Genomic DNA, 18,772 nt, shown 5'->3' on the forward strand with positions numbered 1-18,772 from the left:
GGTGAGATGGCCTGCGGGGGAAGCGGACGGGGTGGCCGACGAGACGGCGGGGGCAGCGGTCGGAGAAGTTCCAGCGGCTGCTCGTCGGCCCGGTCATTGCAATCGTCGAGTTCCGGCGCAGCAAGCACCTCGCGGTCTTTGGGAAAAGGCCGCAGGACGGGACGCGCTGGCACGGCGGGCAGGACGTCGGTGGCGACGGTGTCCCCGCGGCGGCTTGTCGGGACGTGGCCTCGCGTGGTGCGGCGTTGCGAAACCAACTCGACGATTTCCTTACCCGTTACCGATCTGTGATCCGGCACGACGCTAACCGAGCAGGCACCAAAGGGCAACCTCACCGACTGCCGGATAATCGAAAAAATTTGACACGTTGGGGACGCTGCAACGCCGTGGCCAGCATCTTTCTGGTTGTATCAACTGCGCAATTTAGTACGTAATTGCTCAGTAGATACAGATGGTCCGACAGTCGCGGTGGCCCGCTGCATGCCTTGCCGCCGCATCGTTGTCCGCCGGGCTCTGCCGACGGCGATCATCAGCGCCGCTGCCGCCGCGGCGGCCAGGGCGCCCTGAAGCGCAAGTGCCCACCGGGTGGCTGGTGTGAGGTCGGAGTTCACCTCCATGCCTGCGACCAGGTGGTCAGCGGTAAAGAACGAGCTTTCCACAAGAATCTGCCCATCGGCGGTGATGAGCGCACTGACCCCGGTCGTTCCGGCGACCACGACCGGGCGCCGGTGTTCGATGGCGCGGATTCTGGCGATCGCCAGGAACTGCCGGCTCATGGTCTCGTCGAAGGTCGCATTGTTGGTCGGGATGGCCAGCAGCTGCGCGCCATTGCCGACCGACTCTCGTGCCGCGCGGTCAAACACCGCTTCCCAACAGGTCGCGACCCCCACGGGGATATCGGCGATCGGCACGACTGCGGGTCCATCGCCAGGGATGAAGAAGCCCGCCCGGTCGGCGTAGTCAGAGAACAGTCGGAAGAAAGTTCGCAAGGGAAGGTACTCGCCGAATGGTTGCAAGATCTTTTTGTCGTGACGCGCGACCGGGCCGTCGGTGGGAGTCCACACGAGCATGCTGTTTCTGGTGGATCGGGTGTCGGTGTCGAGGTTGCCACCAGCGGTCACCGCACCCACCAATATCGGTGCGTTGATTGCCTGCGCGGCGGCATCAATCTGCGCAGCCGCGTCAGGGTGGGCGAAAGGGTCGATGTCTGAGGAGTTTTCGGGCCAGATGACCAGATCGGGTTGAGGCAGGCGTCCACTTTGGATGTCTTCGGCCAGGCGGACCGTCTGATTGCGGTGGTTGTCCAGGACGGCGCGTCGTTGAGCATTGAAGTCCAAGCCAAGGCGCGGAACGTTGCCCTGCACGGCAGCCACCGTCACCGACGAACGATCACCAGCTGAGCGCCAGGGCTGCCACCCCGTCGCGGTGACCACGGCCAGCCCGACCAGCGCCATCGTCACCGCGGTGGGTACAAGTAGCGATTGCACACGCCTCCCGACGTGGACTGTCAGCGCCGCCGACGCGGTGAACCCGGCCAGGGCCACCGCGAAGGACACCAGGGGCGTCCCACCCCACGTCGCCAGCGCGGCCACCGGACTATTGGACTGCCCGAACGCCAGTACACCCCAGGGAAACCCCCCGAAGGGCATGGCACTCTTGAGCCATTCCATCGCAGTCCAGGCGCAGGCCCACCAGATCGGCCTTCCGGGCAGCGAGCGCAGTACGACGGCGGCGGCGGTGAAGACCGCGGGGAACAGCGCACTCAGAATGCTCAGCGCCAGCCAGGCGGTGCTGCCCACGAGGGCTCCGGTCCATGGCAGCAGCGGTAAGTAGAAGGCCAGCCCGAATACGAACCCGTACCCCAGGCCGGAGTGCACCGTCGTGCTGGGCCGGCATGCGATCCACCCCAGCAGCGTGCACCCGACAATCGCCGCGGGCCATAATCCGATCGGAGGAAAGCTGCTCCACACCAGCACGCCGCCGGCCACTGCGACACCGAGCCGCCACCCGAGGCGGGTTGTTGCCGAGAACCATTGCTTCACAGCATGATCGCACTCACCGGCGTAGTGTGGGCGCACCGCTGCCCGGATCCGCCTCGATGTCGGCCGCGGTGTCGATGGGGTCGCAGCAGTCGCAGTCCCTATCGTCGGCGGCACGTGTCGGGGTCAGGGTCAGCGAGTCCGAGGCAGCGGGCGCCGGCGGGGGACCGCAGCAGGTGTCCACCGGTGCGGGCGCGGCGCCGATATCGATGTGAAGTGAGGCCGACGCCTTGATGGGCGCCGAGGTTAGGCCCGCCAGTGGTCGGGTGCGCGCGGCGCGGATGGCATTGAGAATGACCAGCACCTCGGCCGCCTCGTGGACAAATACCACGGTCGCCAGACCGAGGATGCCGAACGCCGCCAACGGGATCAGTATGGTGATGATCGCCATCGAGAACCCGATGTTCTGGATCATGATGCGGCGGGCGCGCCGTGAGTGGGCCATCACCTGCGGCAGGTGTCGCAGGTCCTCGCCCATCAGCGCGACATCGGCGGTCTCAATCGCGACGTCGGTGCCCATGGCGCCCATCGCGATGCCGATATTGGCTGTGGCCAGGGCGGGCGCGTCGTTGACTCCGTCTCCGACCATCGCGATGGGTCGTCCGCCAGAGATGTCGGCCAGCAGTTGCGCCTTGTCTTCGGGGAGCAGCTCGGAACGCACAGTCGTGATACCCGCTTCGGCGGCGAGTGCGTCAGCGGTCAGCGCGTTGTCACCGGTGAGCATGGCGACGTCGATGTCGAGGCTGCGCAACAACCGCACCGCTTCGGGCGCCTCGGGGCGCAGTTCGTCGCGGACCGCGATGGCAGCATGGGTGGCACCGTCGCGTTCCAGGACCACCACCGTCGCCCCGGCGGCTTGCATCCGCTGCACATCGTCGGCGAGCGGACCGGGGTCGATCCAGCTGGGCTTTCCCAGCCGTAGCGTTGATTCGCCCAGGCGGCCCGTAATGCCATGGCCGGCAACGGCGGTGACATCAGTGGCGGCAGGCACCGAGCTGGTGGCGGACAGGATCGCCTGGGCCAGTGGGTGCTCGCTGCGCGCTTCCAGCGCTGCGGCTGCCTGCAGTACCTCGGTCTCGGAGCCCCCGGTGAGGGTCACCACCTCCACCACTTGCGGGGTGTTCCGGGTCAAGGTGCCGGTCTTGTCGAGGGCGATGACCTTGATGCGGCCCAACTCTTCGACGGCGGCACCGCCTTTGACCAGCGCGCCCTGGCGGCTGGCCGCGCCGATCGCCGAGACCACCGCCAACGGGACCGCGATCGCGAGCGCACACGGCGAGGCCGCCACCAGGACGACTAGAGCGCGCTCCAGCCAGAGCATCGGATCACCCAGTAGCGCACCAGCCGCGGCAATGCCGGCCGCCAGAATCATGATGACAGGCACCAGGGGACGGGCGATACGGTCGGCGAGCCGTTGGCCGGCGCCCTTGCGTTCCTGGGCCTGCTCGACGATATGGACGATGCGGGCCAGCGAGCTTTCGGCGGCCAACGCGGTCACCTCGACCTCGATGGCGCCGCCACCGTTGATGGCCCCCGCATGTACCTGGGTCCCCGGACCCGCCTCGACGGGCACGGATTCCCCAGTGATCGCCGATACGTCGAGGCTGGTCTGGCCCGCGGTGATGGTTCCGTCGGTGGCGGCGCGCTCGCCGGGGCGCAGCACCATGGTGTCGCCCAGGACGAGTTCGACAGGGGCGACGGTGATTTCGGTGCCAGCGCGCAGGACCGAGGCTTTGGGTGGCACCAGGGACAGCAGGGCCCGCAGGCCGCGCCGGGTCTTGGCCACGGCATAGTGCTCCAGGCCTTCGGCGATGGAGAATAAGATGCCCAGCAGGGCCGCCTCGGCGAACTGGCCAAGGGCCACGGCGCCGACGGCGGCGATCATCATCAACGTCCCGACATTGATGCGGCCATGTCGCAGGTTGCGCAGGGCATCGGGCACGAATGTGGACGCGGCCACGACGACGGCGGCCAATTCCAGCCCCAGCGTGAGGCCATCAAATCCGGCCGTGCCGAACGCCCAGCCGGTGGCCAGGAGTGCGGCCGCTACTGCTGCGAACTGCAGTTCTCTTACTTGCCAGAGCCTTTCAGGTCCGGCTTCGGGTTCGTCGGGTTGTGGCCCGCAGCATGCGTCAGACACGATCGGCCTCCTCTGTGAAAGTCGACACCAGAACCGCGGCGATCAGTTGCTCACCGAGCGGGGTCAGCCGGTACATCACCAACTTGCCGTCACGGCGTGAGGCGACCAGGGCGGCGTTCTTGAGCTGCCGTAGATGATGGGAGACCAGGTTCTGCGCTGCGCCGACGATCCAGGCCATGTCGCAGACGCATAGTTCCTCGCCGCCGCGCAGTGCGGTGGCGATCGTCAACCGGGTGGGGTCTCCGAGTGCTTTGGCGGTCAGTGCCGCGGAGGCCACGCTGGTCTGCGTCGGCAGCGCGGCGCGGAGGGCTTCGGCGTGCGGGAGGTCGAGGCAAAGCAGGTCGCAGCTGTCCAGGGGCGGGGTGGTCACCTCAACATGCTAACCACTGTTGAGATGTAATTGAAACAAGGTAATCGATGTTCAGCTCGCACCCGGCGTCGGCGACGTGCCGTGTACTTTACTAGCCTACGTAGTAGATGCGTAGAAAGGAATGGTGAACAGTGAGGGCGCAGCACCGGCGATGACCACATGCGTCGCGATCGTCGAGACAGCACGCACATTGTCGGTGCCGCACCGATGATGCGCACCGTATCGCTGGTGCGTAACACCTGGCGGACCCTGACGTCGATGGGCACTGCGCTGGTCCTGTTGTTCCTGCTGGCGTTGGCATCGATACCGGGTGCGCTGTGGCCGCAGCGTCAGGTAAACCCCACCACGGTGGCCGGCTACATCGCCGACAACCCGCGCTTGGGCCCTGTGCTGGACAGGCTGCAGATCTTCGACGTGTTCTCCAGTGTGTGGTTCACCTCCATCTACGTACTGCTGTTCGTGTCCTTGATCGGGTGCCTGACACCACGACTGGTCGAGCATGTGCGCAGCCTTCGGGCCACGCCGGTGCGGGCACCGCGCAACCTCACCCGGCTACCGAAACACCGGGTGGTGACGCTGGCGGCCACTCCGCAAGCTCTGGGCGAAACCATCGTCGACCGGCTTCGGGGTTGGCGCCGGACGATCCGACGCGACGGGGACACCGTCGAAATCTCGGCCGAGCGAGGGTATCTACGCGAAGCAGGCAACCTGGCGTTTCACTTCTCGCTGATTGGTCTGCTGGTGTCGGTGGCCGCGGGCAAACTGTTCGGCTACGAAGGCAATGTCATTGTGCTCGCCGACGGCGGTCCCGGTTTCTGCTCCGCGTCCCCTGCGGCCTTCGACGCCTTCCGCCCGGGCACTACCGTCGATGGCACCGGGCTGTACCCGATCTGCCTGCGCGTCAACGACTTCGCTGCGGACTTCCTGCCCAGCGGGCAAGCCGTAGGGTTCGCCGCCAAGATCAGTTATCAGGCAGGAGAGGGTCTGGAGTCCGCGCAGTGGAACTCCTATGACCTCAAAGTCAATGAGCCGCTGCGTGTCGGCGGCAACCGGGTGTACCTGCTGGGCCACGGATACGCCCCGACATTCACGGTCACCTTCCCCGACGGGCAGCGTCGCAGCCAAACGCTGCAATGGCAACCCGAGGAACTGCAAACCCTGCTGTCCTCGGGGGCCATGCGCTTCGATCCGCCGGCCGGTAGCTTTCCCGACCCAGACGAACGCCGGAAGAACCAGATCGCGATCGAAGGTCTGTTCGCGCCGACCCAACGACTGGAGGGCACGCTGCTGTCCTCAGCTTTCCCGGCGCTGCAGGACCCGGCGGTGGCCATTGATATCTACAAAGGCGACACCGGCCTCGACACCGGTCGCCCACAATCGATTTTTGCCCTCGATCAGCGCATGATCGGACAGGGTCGGCTGACCAGAATGGCGCGGGTGAACTTGAGCCTCGGTGAACAGACCCGGCTTGCGGACGGGACGGTGGTGAGCTTCGATGCGGTCACCGATTTCGTCAGCCTGCAGGTGTCCCACGACCCCGCCCAGATATGGGTACTGGTGTTCTCGATGACGATGATGGCGGGCCTGCTGGTGTCATTGACAGTGCGCCGCCGACGCATCTGGGTCCGCATCCATGCCGGCGAGCAGCCAGGCCAATCCATGGTGGAGATGGGCGGATTGGCGCGCACCGACAACGCGGGCTGGGGTGAGGAGTTCGACCGATTGGTGCTGCGCCTGTTGCCTGAGGCGACACAGGCACCCGTCAGGACCGCGCAGGCCGGCACATGAGCACCCGCGTCGACGGTCGCCGTGTGTCCGTGCTCCTCCTGGCGGCAGTAGCCGCGCTGGCCGCTGCGACGGCCGCGCTGATCGGCGCCGCATCCTTGGCAGACGCCTTGACAGCCACGGGCCTGCCCAATCCCGGACCGGTCACCACCTACGGCTTGCCCGCGGTGCGTGCGGCAGGCGAGATCGCCGCCGCCGTGGCGGTCGGGGGGTTCCTCGTGGCGGCGTTTCTGGCGCCACCCCAGTCCAATGGAGTCCTCGATGTCGGTGGCTACCGCGCGGTTCGTCTCGGTGGCTATGCCTGTGCGGTGTGGGCGCTCTGCGCAGCACTGCTTGTCGCGCTGAGCGTCTCCGATGTGTCCGGGGTCCCGCTGCACCAGATTGCCCCCGGTGACATCTGGGCGGCAGCTGATCTGGTCGAGATCACCAATGCCTGGCGGTGGACCGCGGGCCTGGCCGCTGTGGTGGCGGTGGCCAGCCTGGCGGTGTTGCGTTGGGCCCCCACACCATTCCTGCTGCTGGCCGTGTTGGCGACCTTGGTACCACTCGGGCTGTCGGGGCACTCGTCCTCTGGTGGCGCCCACGACATGGCGACCAACAGCTTGCTCATCCATCTGTTCGCCAGCGCGCTCTGGGTGGGTGGACTGCTGGCCCTGCTGGCCCATGCCTGGCGCGTCGGTACGCATCTCGATACGGCGGCACGGCGTTACTCGGCGATAGCGCTGTGTTGCTTTGTCGCAGTTGCAGCCAGTGGGCTCATCAACGCCGCCCTTCGAATTGCCCCCGGTGAGCTGTTCAGCGACTACGGAGTGCTGCTTATCGGCAAAGCTGTGGCACTGACCGCGCTGGGTGGGCTCGGCTGGGCGCAGCGCCGCTACGCCGTCGCCGCGCTGGGAAAGAACCCGCGCGCCCGCGGTCCGCTGCTGGGCCTCGGTATCGCTGAGGGGTTGATCTTCGCGGTGACTGTTGGGATTGCGGTGGGTCTCAGTCGCACGCCACCGCCGCCGGGCAGGGTGGAACCCACTGCCGCCGAGATGGCCATCGGTTTCCAACCCGCCGGGCCACCCACCCTCGCCCGCGTGACCTCCGACTGGCGTTTCGACCTGATCCTGGGCACCGCGGCCCTTGTCTTGGCCGGGCTCTACGTCGCGGGACTTCGCCGGTTGCGCCAACGCCATCGCAGATGGCCCGGCCGGCGAACCGCGTGCTGGCTGGGGGGATGTCTGTGTCTGCTGGTGGTGACCTCTTCGGGGTTGGGCAGCTACATGCCTGCGATGTTCAGCATGCATGTGCTCTACCAAGCGCTGCTGTCCACACTGGTACCCGCACTGCTGGTCGGGGGTGCACCGATTGTGCTTGCAGCACAGGCATTGCCAGCCACCGCCAAACCGGCCGCACCAGGTCTGCGCGAGTGGTGGACCGTGCTGCTCCGGTCCCCGCTGGGTCGGGCGATGACCCACCCCGTGGTAGTGACGGTGGCTTATGCCGGCGGGGCGGCGGTGTTTTACACCGGTCCGGTGTTCGCTGCTGCAATCGACAACCACAGTGCCCACGTGTTGAGCAATATGTTCTTCCTTGTCACGGGATGCCTGTTTTTCGGCGCGATCACCGCATCGGCGCGGACCACCCGGCAGCGGTACGTGATGGCCGCGGCCGCGCTATTCACCTATGCCGGTGTCGGAGCGTCACTGATGGTGCGCACCGAGGTGGTGGGGGAGTACTTCTACCGGTCGATACGGCTGCCATGGCACACCGATCTGCTCGCCGACCAGTGGGCCGGCGGCGCGATCGCCGTGGCTGCGTCCATCGTTTCGCTCCTGGCCGCCCTCGCCGGCACGCTGTGGTCCCGGCACCGCCACCATGCACGGTTCTCCCGCGATGACCGGGCCGTGACGCCGGCTGCCCGGTAGAGACTCGAGTACAACTACCGTCGATAGTACTGAGTTATTCAGTAGTGGTTTAATCTACGTATCTACTCAGTAGGGGATGCGGTCTGTAGTCGAACGCGTCCGGCAACAGGAGGTTTCGTTGGTAGCCGAAGCGCCCCCCGCCGCAGGACTTCAGCCGCGACGGCCGTTCCCCGAACGGATAGGCCCGAAGGGCAACCTGATCTACAAGCTGATCACGACCACCGACCACAAGCTGATCGGCATGATGTACGTGGTCACCTGCTTCGGCTTCTTCATGGCCGGCGGGCTGATGGCCCTGCTGATGCGCACCGAATTGACAGTGCCGGGACTGCAATTCCTGTCCAACGAGCAATACAACCAGCTGTTCACGATGCACGGCACGGTGATGCTGCTGTTCTACGCCACCCCGATCGTGTTCGGCTTCGCGAACCTGGTGCTGCCGCTGCAGATTGGCGCTCCCGACGTGGCCTTTCCCCGCATGAATGCGCTGTCGTTCTGGCTGTTCCTGTTCGGCGCCCTGATCGCCATGGGCGGTTTCATCACCCCCGGCGGAGCCGCCGACTTCGGCTGGACCGCCTACACCCCGCTGTCAAATGTGATCCACACACCCGGTGCGGGCGCGGACCTGTGGATCGTCGGTCTCATCGTCGGTGGTCTGGGCACCATCCTCGGCGCGGTCAACATGATCACCACCGTGGTCTGCATGCGCGCCCCCGGCATGACCATGTTCCGGATGCCGATCTTCACCTGGAACATCCTGGTGACCTCGATCCTGGTGCTGCTGGCCTTCCCGCTGCTGACCGCCGCGCTGTTCGCACTGCTCTCCGACCGGCACCTGGGCTCATTGATTTATGACCCCGCCAACGGCGGAGTGTTGCTCTGGCAGCACCTGTTCTGGTTCTTCGGCCACCCCGAGGTGTACATCATCGCGCTGCCGTTCTTCGGCATCGTCTCCGAGATCTTCCCGGTGTTCAGCCGCAAGCCGATCTTCGGTTACACCACCCTGATCTACGCCACGCTCGGTATCGCGGCGCTGTCGGTCGCAGTGTGGGCGCACCACATGTACGCCACCGGTGCGGTGCTGCTGCCGTTCTTCTCCTTTATGACGTTCCTGATCGCCGTCCCGACGGGTATAAAGTTCTTCAACTGGATCGGCACGATGTGGAAAGGGCAGTTGACCTTCGAGACACCGATGCTGTTCTCCGTCGGCTTCCTGATCACCTTCCTGCTCGGTGGTCTGTCCGGTGTGCTGCTAGCCAGCCCGCCCATCGACTTCCAAGTCAGCGAAACCTATTTCGTCATCGCGCACTTCCACTACGTGCTCTTCGGCACCATCGTGTTCGCCACCTACGCCGGCATCTACTTCTGGTTCCCGAAGATGACCGGGCGGTTGCTCGACGAGCGCCTGGGCAAGCTGCACTTCTGGCTGACGTTCCTGGGTTTCCACGCCACCTTCCTGGTCCAGCACTGGCTGGGTAACGACGGCATGCCGCGCCGCTACGCCGACTACCTATCCAGCGACGGCTTCACCACGCTCAACGTCGTCTCGACCATCGGCGCACTGGTACTGGGTATCTCCACGCTGCCGTTCGTCTGGAACGTCTTCAAGAGCTGGCGTTACGGCGAGCCCGTCGTAGTCGACGACCCGTGGGGTTACGGCAACTCGCTGGAATGGGCGACGTCCTGCCCGCCGCCGCGGCACAACTTCACCGAGCTGCCCCGGATCCGTTCGGAGCGTCCGGCATTCGAGCTGCACTACCCGCACATGGTCGAGCGGATGCGCGCCGAGGCGCACATCGGTCGGGCCCACGGCCCCGACGACGGAGACGTGACCAGGATCGACGACGTGGACGTCCGCACCTGACGCGGAAGGGTTGACCAAACTCATGCATACATGCGTATAGTTGCATATATGACAGATCCAGGGTGCGGCTCCCGCCGCGGTGATCAATCGCGGTCCACCCGCTCGCTGGCGCTCGCACTGGCAGATCTGCTTCCCGACGGTGACCAGCGCTGCACGGAGCGGCTCACCTACGATCTCGCCGCGGACGCGATCATCCAACAGGCTCACATCATCGCCGACCAAGGCAGCACACCGAGACTCTGCGTCCACTACAACCCCGCGCAGGTCGCGCAAAGCGACGTCGAACACCGCACCCACCGCGCAGCGGCCGATATCGCCGGCCGCTATGGACATCTGCGATGGTCGGTCACCGACGACGAGACCGAGCCTATCGTGCAACGTCTGCGCGCCACGGCGGGTGTTGTTGGCGTCGAGACAATTTCAGGTGCGGTTGTAGTGGAGTTCGAACGCGCGCAGGTCACCGCCCAGGAGCTCGTCGACCGCCTCGATGAACCCCCGCACCCGTCGGTAACGCACGCCGCTGCCGACCACAACAACGATGATGACCACGGCCACAACCACGGCCATGATGACAACACCCACCAACACAGTCACGGCGGAATCTTCGGTGAGCGAAGCGAACTTGTTTTTGCCGGGGTGTCGGGTGCACTCCTGCTCGCCGGCTGGGCTATGGCTGCCTTCACCGACACGCCGCGTCCGGTCGAGCTCATCGCCTATGGCCTGGCATTTTTCTTCGGCGCTTTCTACACCGTGCAAGAGGCCTACGCCAGCGTGCGGTACGGAAAATTCGAGATCGACTTCCTCATGTTGGTCTCGGCCACCGGTGCGGCAGCCCTCGGCGAAGTCGCCGAGGGTGCGCTGCTGCTATTTCTGTTCAGTGTGGGACACGCCCTGGAGGGCTATGCCATGGGTCGCGCCCGCCGGGCGATCGAGGCGCTGGCTGAGCTCACACCCACGACCGCCCTGGTGCGCCGTGACGGCACGGGGGAGACCGAGGACATCCCGATCTCCCAGGTGCAGGTCGGCGATATCGTCGTCGTTCGTCCCGATACCCGTTTGGCCGCAGACGGTTTCGTGGTAGCGGGCACCAGCAGTGTCGATCAGGCTCCGGTGACCGGTGAAAGCGTACCGGTGGACAAGAGTCCGGTCAGCGACATCACCGCGGCCGCGGCCGCGCCCGAACTTGTCGACGCCTCCGCGCGGGTGTTCGCCGGGACAATCAACGGTGCCGGCGCCCTGGAAATTCAGGTGACGCGGGTCGCGTCGGATTCCACACTGGCCCGGGTTGTCCGGTTGGTCGCCGCGGCGCAGACCAAAACGACATCGGCGCAACGGTTTACCGACAAGTTCCAGCGCATCTTCGTTCCCACCATCCTGGCAGGGGTGGGGCTGCTGCTGTTCGCGGGGCTGGTGGTAGATGAGCCGTTCACCGCGACGGTGTACCGCGCGTTGGCGGTGCTGGTCGCGGCCAGCCCGTGCGCACTGGCGATCGCCACCCCGAGTGCTGTGCTGTCCGCGGTGGCCCGCGCCGCTCGGGCCGGGGTTCTGGTCAAGGGCGGCGCCGCCCTCGAAGAGCTCGGGCGGGTCCAGGTCCTGGCCTTTGACAAGACGGGCACTCTCACTCAGGGGCGCCCGCGCATCACCGACGTCATCGCCATTGCCCCTGGCGGGGATACCGAACTGCTGGCGGTCGCCGTCGCGGTCGAAGAGCACAGCGATCATCCGCTGGCCCGCGCCCTCGTGCGTGACGGACGGGCGCGACTGTTCTCAGGGCGTGTGCCTCGGGCAACGAATGCCCGCGCAGTGACAGGCCGCGGGATCGCCGCCACCGTCGACGGGGTCGAGGTCTGGATAGGCAAACGCGAGATGTTTGACGAGGCGGGCCGGCAGCTGCCAAGCCAGCTGGCCGCCGATGTGACCTATCTCGAACAGTCCGGGCGCACGACGATGCTGGTGCGTGCCGGTGACCGGTGGCTGGGGGCGATCGGGCTGATGGATGTACCGCGCGCGGAAGCTGCCGCGGTGATCGACCGCCTTCGACGCCTTGGGATCGGTCAGACCGTCATGCTGTCGGGGGACAACCAGGGGGTGGCCGACGCGGTGGCCGCGCAGGTGGGCGTCGGCGATGCGCGCGGGGATCTGATGCCCGAGGGCAAGGTGACCGAGATCAGTGCATTGCGTGATGGTGGCGGCCGAGTCGGCATGGTCGGCGATGGTGTCAACGACGCGCCGGCGATGGCACGGGCCAATGTCGGCATCGCCATGGGTGCTGCCGGATCGGATGTGGCCTTAGAGACCGCCGATGTGGCGCTGATGGCCGATGATCTGAACGCGTTGCCGTTCGCGGTGGATCTGAGCCGACGCACCTCGCGCGTCATCAAACAGAACCTGTGGGCAAGTTTGGGCATTGTGGCGGTGCTGATCCCGGCGACCGTCTTGGGTCTGGGTATCGGGCCGGCGGTGCTCATCCACGAGGGATCCACGCTGATCGTGGTGTTCAACGCCCTTCGCCTGCTCGCCACGCCGATGTCGCCGCTGAGCGCCGATGCCGGGAAGGGACGCGTCTGATGTCGACACCCTGTGCTGCTGACGATTTCGACCATGAAGACACCCGATTGGTGGTCGTCTTCGCCGATATGGCCGGGTTCACCACCTACACCGAAACCTACGGCGATCACCAGGCCGCGCAGCTGGCGACCTCGTTCGCCGGCATCGCGACCAGCGTTCTCGGGCCGAGCGATGAGGTGATCAAGACCCTCGGCGACGCCGTTATGGTGACCAGCGGTTCAGCCTCGGCGGCCACCGAGTACCTGCGCCGCTTGCGCGGCGCGACGGCACGAATTCCGGGTTTCCCGCTGTTGCGGGCGGCGATGAGCGAAGGTCAGCTGGTCAAGCGAGGCGGTGATGTGTTCGGTGCGACAGTCAACACCGCGGCCCGGCTGGTCGCGGCTGCCGGGCCGGGACAGGTGATCGCCGATCGCGCGGCAATCTCCGGTGTCGGCAACGTCGAGGACATTGCCCTGACACCGTTGGGTTTCCTGCCGTTGCGCAACATTGATTCGCCGGTCGAGGCGTTTCTCGTCGAACTGGACCCGCGGTAACCGGGTCAGATCTGCCAGTCCTGCGCTCCGTCGTTCTCGTCGTAGATGCCGACCGAATTCTTGACGACGACCGGGTCGCCGCTGCCGAAATTGTCGAAGAACCACTGAGCGTCGGCGGGGCTGAGGTTCGGGCAGCCGTGGCTGACATTGCGCACCCCCTGATCCTGGACCGACCACGGCGCGCCATGTACGAAGATGCCGGCATTGTTGATCCGGACGGCATCTTGAACCTTGATCCGGTAGCCCTCGGCTGAATCGATGGGCACACCGTAGGTGGAGGAGTCCATCACGATGTCAGCGAACTTCTCCAGCACGTAATAGGTGCCGTTGGGGGTTTCGTAGCCAGGCTTGCCCAGCGACACCGGCATCGTTTTGATCAACTCGCCGTTGCGCATGATTTCCATCTGTTTGGTGGTGTCATCGATGGTGGCGATCTGCGCCTGCCCGATACGGAAGCTCGACTTCGTTCCCCCGGCATCGATGTCGACGGTGGCGCCGGCGGGCCAAAAGTCCAGAGGCCGCCAACGCAGTTGGGTGTCGCTCATCCAGTAGAACTTCCCCGGTACCGGTGGATTGGATGAGATGCGGACCGCATCCTGGGCCATCGGCCTGTCGGCGATCGGGCGCTGAAAGTTGACGATGATCGGCTTGGCCACCCCGACGGTCGAGCCGTTGACGGGGTTGAACGACGGGGGAGCGAAAACATAGGGCCCCGTGTACGGTTCGCGATTCTGGCCTGCGGGTACCGCTGAGGCATCACCGGGCACGGCAGGCGCCGGTGGATCGGCAATCGCTGCCGGTGCGCTCGACAACGCGACGATCATCAGCGCCGCCGCTGTTGCCAGCAGGGAACGGCACAGGTTTCCACCAGTGCGCATGCTCAGCCCCGTAACGCTTGGTCGACGGCGTTGGACATGTCGTTGTAGGTGCGGAACTCCAGTTGCTCGCCGTTGAGGAAGATGGTGGGTGTTCCGCGGACGCCGAGTGCTTCGCCGTCAGCGACGTCGATGTTGATGCGCTCCAGGGTCGCCGGATCGTTGTAGTCGGTGTCGAACGTGACCATGTCCAAGCCCATTTCGGAAGCAAATCCGCGGAACGTGGCATCAGCCGGTACCTGTTGTTCGCCCCATTGGCTCTGTGTTTCGAACATCTTCTTGTACATCGGCTCGAATGTGCCCTGGCGGGCAGCGGCTTCGACGGCCCGCGCGGCGCGCTGCGCGTTGAAGTGCGACTGGATGGGGAAGTAACGCACGACGAAGTTGACACGGTCGCCGTACTCGGTGCGTAGTTGCTCCACCATGGGAAACGCCGCGCGGCAGGCCTCGCACTCGAAATCCAGAAATTCCACGAAGGTGACGTCACTGTCGGGGACGGAGTTGAGGCGGTGACTGTTGTCCCGGACGAGCGCACCGGGATCATCGACCGGGGCCGACGTCGATGACGTGGCGTCTTTGACCGACAAATACACGCCCGCGCCGATGATGGCGGTGATCGCCACGAATACGGTGAGAAGAAGTCGTGTGAGCGGAGCCAACGGGGCACATCCTTGTCGGTGAGCGGAGCCTCGCCGCGTCCGTCGTGTCGGGCCGCGGCCGTACACACGACTATATACGGAGCAACTCAGTAGATAGCGGTGCGCGGTTGTTATGGCGGCGGCGGGGCGCCCCGCGACAAAAGCGCACGAGGTGCTCGTCCTGCGCGCAGCATGATCACCGCGATCACCACCAGGCAACTTACGGCGATAGCGAGGATCCAGAACGCTGGATTCGACCCGTCGGCTTGCTGATCGGTGTGCCCATCGTCATAGCTGTGCGTGACGGGCGTGGTGTTCACCGGCGACGGTGCCGATGTCGACGATCCCGACGCCGATGCCGGCGCTATGCACCCGATGAGCAGCAGGATTGCGATGGTGAGGATCGCGGCACGCGGCGCGCTCATCGCACGAAGTAGATGACCGCGAACAATGCGATCCAGACGATGTCCACGAAATGCCAGTAGTAGGACACCACGATCGCCGCGGTCGCCTGGGCGGGGGTGAACTTGCTCATCCGGGTGCGCGCCAGCAGCATCACAAACGCCACCAGCCCGCCGATGACGTGCAATCCGTGAAAACCTGTGGCCAAGTAGAACACTGAACCGTAGGCACTGCTGGAGATGGTGGTGCCTTCGGCGACAAGCTTGACGTATTCGTAGCCCTGGCCCAAGACGAAGAACAAGCCCATCAGGAACGTGACGGTGTACCAACGGCGCAGGCCGAAGACATCACCCCGTTCGGCGGCGAACACACCCATCTGGCAGGTCAGCGAGGACGCGACCAGCACCAGCGTCACCGGCACCGCCAGCGCCAGATTCAGCTCGGTGGGCTCCGGTGGCCAGGCCTCGGCCTGCGCCCGCGCGGTGAAGTACATCGCGAACAGGCCGGCGAAGAACATCAGTTCACTGGACAGCCACACGATGGTGCCGACGGCGACCATGTTGGGACGGTTGAGGGAGTGCACTTTCGCCGTGATGGCGGTTCCGGATGTCATGGATGTCCTCAGGGCCTGGCGGCTAACAGGATGTACGTAGTAGCTACGTACTATGGCATAGCGTAGACGCATCGCCAACTGCGCTCCGCCGGAGACGTTTTGAGCAACTGCAGCGCATGCGTGGACATTTAAGCCGGCAGTCCGTAATCTCTCCGTGATCTACGTACTTTCTACGTACCCAATGTGTGACCGACGAGGAGGGCCGACGATGCGACGTCCTGACGTGCCGTCAGCGTCGATCGGCGGCTTCGGCCGGCTCTGGCTCGTGATCCTGACCGCCGTGGCGGTGCTCCTCGGGACAGGCTCCAGCGGGGCAGATCCCGCGGCAGACGCCCTGGCCCGCATGAACGAACTGTCGCGCGAAGCGGAACGCTTGACCGAACAGCTCTACACCGCCGAAATCGACCTCGAGGCGAAAACAGTGGCCCAGCAGGCCGCCGAGGAACGCCACCGCGCCGATCTCGTTGCGTCCGAGACCGCCGGCGCCGAGTTGGCCGCCTTTCAAAGTGCGGTCGACGATGCGGCGGCAGCCTCTTACATGGCCGGTTCCACCGGCTCCCTCAGTGCCGTCCTGATCGCCGCGTCCCCGCAGCGCTTGATCTATGATCTCGCGCTCAAGGCGGTACTGGCCGACCAGATGGACGAACAGATGACCGCTCACCGCGCGGCGATGACGCGGTGGGCAGGGGCCACCCGGGCCTCGCAGGCGTCCGCCGACCAGGCCCGCTCTGCCGCAGCACAGGCCACCGCGTTGCGCGCCGACCTGCAAGCCAAACAAAGTCGGCTCCGCCGGCAGATCGACGCAGTCGAGACCCAATACCGTGATCTGACTCCTCAGCAGCAGGCAGTGTTGGCCGACCCCGGCCCCGTACCGCCACCCCCACCGCAGGACCCTGCCGTCCTCGCGATGCCCGACGTGGTTGTCCCACCCGCCGGTGGTGCCACGGTGGTGCAGGCTGCCATGAGCCGCATCGGTTCGCCGTACTCGTGGGGTGCCAGTGGTCCTGGCGCATTCGACTGTTCAGGTTTGATCAAGTGGGCGTTCCTGCAAGAGGGCAAGTCGCTGCCGCGGTCGAGTCAGGCACTGGCCGCCGGCGGACAACCGGTCGCCATCGACTCCCTGCAGCCGGGCGATATCGTGACGTTCTATGCCGACGCGTCGCATGCAGGCATTTACATCGGCGACGGCAACATGGTCCATGCATCGACCTACGGCACACCGGTGAAGGTAGCGCCCATCTCCTCGGCGCCCATCTACAACGCGCGCCGGTACTAGCGTGCTCGCCCCGGAGTTCGGCAATCTTGAAGCCGCGGTGATGGATCGGGTGTGGGAACGCCACGACGGGTCCACGGTGCGCGAGGTGTTCGAGGACCTGGCTGCGTCGCGACAGATCGCGTACACCACCGTGCTGTCCACATTGGACAATCTGCACCGCAAGGGCTGGGTCCGCCGCGAACGGGTGGGTAGGGCGCACCGTTACTGGCCGACCATGAGCCGTGAAGAGCGCTCGGCCTTGTTGATGAGAGTGGCGTTGGAGGCCGGCGGCGACCCCGATGTGGTGCTGTCCGCTTTTGTCGAACAGATGTCAGCTGATGCGTCGGCCCAGTTGCGCAAAGCGCTCAGCCGGGTGCATCCGCACCACAGCTAGACAGTGGCGTTGCCGGCCTTCCACTGCTCCCACGGGATGTTCCAGTCACCCAGGCCGTCGGTGCCCGACAGGGTTGACCCGACTGTGTTCACCACTTCGACGATGTCACCGCGTTTGGTGTTGTCGTAGAACCACTTGGCGTTCTCGGTGCTGGCGTTGAGGCACCCGTGGCTGACATTGGCACGGCCCTGACTGCCCACTGACCACGGTGCGGCGTGCACAAAGATTCCGCTGTAGGACATCCGGGTCGCGTAGTTGACTTCTGTGCGGTACCCGTCGGGCGAGTTGACCGCCACCCCGTAGGTGGAGGAATCCATGACCATGAAGTAGTGGCGTTCGGCGACGATGTAGGTCCCGTTGTCGGTCGGGGTCGAGTCTTTACCCATGGAGATGGGCATCGTCTTGACGACCTCACCGTTGACGCGGACGGTCAGCGTTTTGGTGCTGTCGTCGGCGGTGGCGATCACCTGATCACCGATGGTGAAGTTGGAGGTGACATCTTGCTGGCCGAACAAGCCCCCGCCCAGGTCCACCCCGTAGGTCTTGACCTGCAACTCCACCTTGGTGCCCGGCTTCCAGTATTCCGCTGGGCGCCAACGGACTTCACGATTGTTGAGCCAGTAGAACGCACCTTCGACTTCCGGTGTGGTCTTCACGCTGATCGCCCTTTGTGCAGCAAGTCGATCCGGGATGTTCTCGTCGAACTGGACGGCGATCGGCTGACCCACACCGACGACCGACCCATCTGTCGGCGTCACGTAGGGCATCGTCAAATTCTGTGGGGAGTGCGTTTCAAACGCTGCCCGAGTGCTCACGGTGCCCCCGAGCCCGTGCGCTTCGGCCTGCAGCGTGTACTGGCGGTTATAGCCCAGCGGCTCGGCGGACTGCCAGTTCACACCGTCAGGACTCAGAGTGCCGGCGACTTCCCGTCCGTCCTCGTTGACCAGACTCACCGAGTCCAGCACCCCCGCGGTGGCGGTCACGGTCACCGGAGACTCCACCGATACCCCCACCGCGCCATCGGTCACCGAGGTCGCCAACTCGGGAATGAGCAGGTCGGCATAGGGGGTGCCCTTTTCGCTCAAGGTCTCGGCTTGGGGTGCAGCTTGGGAGTTGCCGCACCCGCTCAGTCCGATGATCAGTACGCACAGCGCGACCAGCGCTGTGCCCGCCAATCCGATCCCGCGTCGACGACCTGTCGTCACAGCGCCGACTCGCCTCATTCGTGCCATCCCATCGCTTGCTGAACTCTTACTAGGCTACATTCTACGTAGCGGATACGTAGGTTCAGCGGCGGTGTCGAGCACCGCCGCCAAGATCGTGATCTGCGTCAACCTCGGAAGAAGGACCTGTGCTCAAGACTCGGATCGGCCGGCTTGTACTGAC

Annotated in this window: 15 protein-coding genes; 7 read left to right on the forward strand and 8 right to left on the reverse strand. The window is 65.3% G+C overall.

Annotated elements, in window-relative coordinates:
- Positions 1–410 precede the first annotated feature (410 nt).
- The 3 genes from lnt to BST17_RS00015 are packed head-to-tail and all read right to left on the reverse strand — an operon-like array spanning position 411 to position 4,549.
- A complete protein-coding gene (gene lnt, locus BST17_RS00005) occupies positions 411–2,042 on the reverse strand; it encodes an apolipoprotein N-acyltransferase (RefSeq protein WP_165762173.1) in 1,632 nt (543 codons plus the stop codon).
- Between the two features lie 13 nt (positions 2,043–2,055).
- Positions 2,056–4,179, reverse strand: coding sequence for a heavy metal translocating P-type ATPase (locus BST17_RS00010; protein ID WP_083054321.1), 2,124 nt, complete (start codon positions 4,177–4,179; stop codon positions 2,056–2,058).
- Positions 4,172–4,549, reverse strand: a complete 378-nt coding sequence (locus tag BST17_RS00015; protein WP_083054323.1) for an ArsR/SmtB family transcription factor — start codon at positions 4,547–4,549, stop codon at positions 4,172–4,174. Before BST17_RS00015 ends, BST17_RS00010 begins: the two co-directional genes overlap by 8 nt.
- 207 nt (positions 4,550–4,756) lie before the next feature.
- Here BST17_RS00015 and resB point away from each other — a divergent pair, with 207 nt between their 5' ends.
- From resB to BST17_RS00040, 5 genes are all read left to right on the forward strand, one after another.
- Positions 4,757–6,337, forward strand: coding sequence for a cytochrome c biogenesis protein ResB (gene resB, locus BST17_RS00020; RefSeq protein ID WP_109749932.1), 1,581 nt, complete (start codon positions 4,757–4,759; stop codon positions 6,335–6,337).
- Between the two features lie 23 nt (positions 6,338–6,360).
- Complete coding sequence (locus tag BST17_RS00025; RefSeq protein ID WP_165762174.1) at positions 6,361–8,244, forward strand: bifunctional copper resistance protein CopD/cytochrome c oxidase assembly protein; 1,884 nt, start codon at positions 6,361–6,363, stop codon at positions 8,242–8,244.
- A 118-nt stretch (positions 8,245–8,362) separates the two neighbouring features.
- On the forward strand, positions 8,363–10,108 hold the full coding sequence (ctaD, locus tag BST17_RS00030; RefSeq protein ID WP_083054329.1) for an aa3-type cytochrome oxidase subunit I: 1,746 nt from the start codon (positions 8,363–8,365) through the stop codon (positions 10,106–10,108).
- Between the two features lie 30 nt (positions 10,109–10,138).
- Positions 10,139–12,676, forward strand: coding sequence for a heavy metal translocating P-type ATPase (locus BST17_RS00035; RefSeq protein WP_083054331.1), 2,538 nt, complete (start codon positions 10,139–10,141; stop codon positions 12,674–12,676).
- Positions 12,676–13,209, forward strand: coding sequence for an adenylate/guanylate cyclase domain-containing protein (locus BST17_RS00040; RefSeq protein WP_083054333.1), 534 nt, complete (start codon positions 12,676–12,678; stop codon positions 13,207–13,209). Before BST17_RS00035 ends, BST17_RS00040 begins: the two co-directional genes overlap by 1 nt.
- A 5-nt stretch (positions 13,210–13,214) precedes the next feature.
- Here the strand turns inward: BST17_RS00040 and BST17_RS00045 are convergent, their stop codons facing one another.
- From BST17_RS00045 to ctaE, 4 genes are all read right to left on the reverse strand, one after another.
- The gene (locus BST17_RS00045; protein ID WP_207573550.1) at positions 13,215–14,033 is read right to left on the reverse strand and encodes a L,D-transpeptidase; all 819 of its coding nucleotides are present in this window, start codon (positions 14,031–14,033) and stop codon (positions 13,215–13,217) included.
- Between the two features lie 56 nt (positions 14,034–14,089).
- Positions 14,090–14,743: a DsbA family protein gene (locus tag BST17_RS00050; protein WP_083054337.1), complete on the reverse strand. Its 654-nt coding sequence runs from the start codon at positions 14,741–14,743 to the stop codon at positions 14,090–14,092.
- A 110-nt stretch (positions 14,744–14,853) separates the two neighbouring features.
- On the reverse strand, positions 14,854–15,147 hold the full coding sequence (locus tag BST17_RS28945; protein ID WP_083054339.1) for a hypothetical protein: 294 nt from the start codon (positions 15,145–15,147) through the stop codon (positions 14,854–14,856).
- Positions 15,144–15,737: an aa3-type cytochrome oxidase subunit III gene (gene ctaE, locus BST17_RS00060; protein ID WP_083054341.1), complete on the reverse strand. Its 594-nt coding sequence runs from the start codon at positions 15,735–15,737 to the stop codon at positions 15,144–15,146. Before ctaE ends, BST17_RS28945 begins: the two co-directional genes overlap by 4 nt.
- Positions 15,738–15,945: 208 nt before the next feature.
- On the opposite strand from ctaE, the gene ripC reads away from it, so the two are divergent.
- Together ripC and BST17_RS00070 are read left to right on the forward strand one after the other, a co-directional pair.
- Positions 15,946–17,013, forward strand: coding sequence for a peptidoglycan hydrolase RipC (gene ripC / locus BST17_RS00065; RefSeq protein ID WP_083054344.1), 1,068 nt, complete (start codon positions 15,946–15,948; stop codon positions 17,011–17,013).
- A gap of 1 nt (position 17,014) precedes the next feature.
- Positions 17,015–17,386, forward strand: a complete 372-nt coding sequence (locus BST17_RS00070) for a BlaI/MecI/CopY family transcriptional regulator (RefSeq protein WP_264002047.1) — start codon at positions 17,015–17,017, stop codon at positions 17,384–17,386.
- On the opposite strand, the gene BST17_RS00075 is transcribed toward BST17_RS00070, so the two are convergent.
- The gene (locus BST17_RS00075; protein ID WP_083054347.1) at positions 17,383–18,609 is read right to left on the reverse strand and encodes a L,D-transpeptidase; all 1,227 of its coding nucleotides are present in this window, start codon (positions 18,607–18,609) and stop codon (positions 17,383–17,385) included. The two genes, BST17_RS00070 and BST17_RS00075, sit on opposite strands and share 4 nt — an antisense overlap.
- Positions 18,610–18,772 lie beyond the last annotated feature (163 nt).

Source organism: Mycolicibacterium bacteremicum, from assembly GCF_002086115.1.
Taxonomy (GTDB): Bacteria; Actinomycetota; Actinomycetes; order Mycobacteriales; family Mycobacteriaceae; genus Mycobacterium; species Mycobacterium bacteremicum.

Bases quoted from the DNA above. Each gene is read 5' to 3' on its own strand.
- resB (WP_109749932.1), top strand. From the start codon at position 4,757: ATGATGCGCACCGTATCGCTGGTGCGTAACACCTGGCGGACCCTGACG.
- BST17_RS00035 (WP_083054331.1), top strand. From the start codon at position 10,139: ATGCGTATAGTTGCATATATGACAGATCCAGGGTGCGGCTCCCGCCGC.
- BST17_RS00040 (WP_083054333.1), top strand. From the start codon at position 12,676: ATGTCGACACCCTGTGCTGCTGACGATTTCGACCATGAAGACACCCGA.
- BST17_RS00045 (WP_207573550.1), bottom strand. From the start codon at position 14,033: ATGATCGTCGCGTTGTCGAGCGCACCGGCAGCGATTGCCGATCCACCG.
- BST17_RS28945 (WP_083054339.1), bottom strand. From the start codon at position 15,147: ATGAGCGCGCCGCGTGCCGCGATCCTCACCATCGCAATCCTGCTGCTC.
- ctaE (WP_083054341.1), bottom strand. From the start codon at position 15,737: ATGACATCCGGAACCGCCATCACGGCGAAAGTGCACTCCCTCAACCGT.
- ripC (WP_083054344.1), top strand. From the start codon at position 15,946: ATGCGACGTCCTGACGTGCCGTCAGCGTCGATCGGCGGCTTCGGCCGG.
- BST17_RS00075 (WP_083054347.1), bottom strand. From the start codon at position 18,609: ATGAGGCGAGTCGGCGCTGTGACGACAGGTCGTCGACGCGGGATCGGA.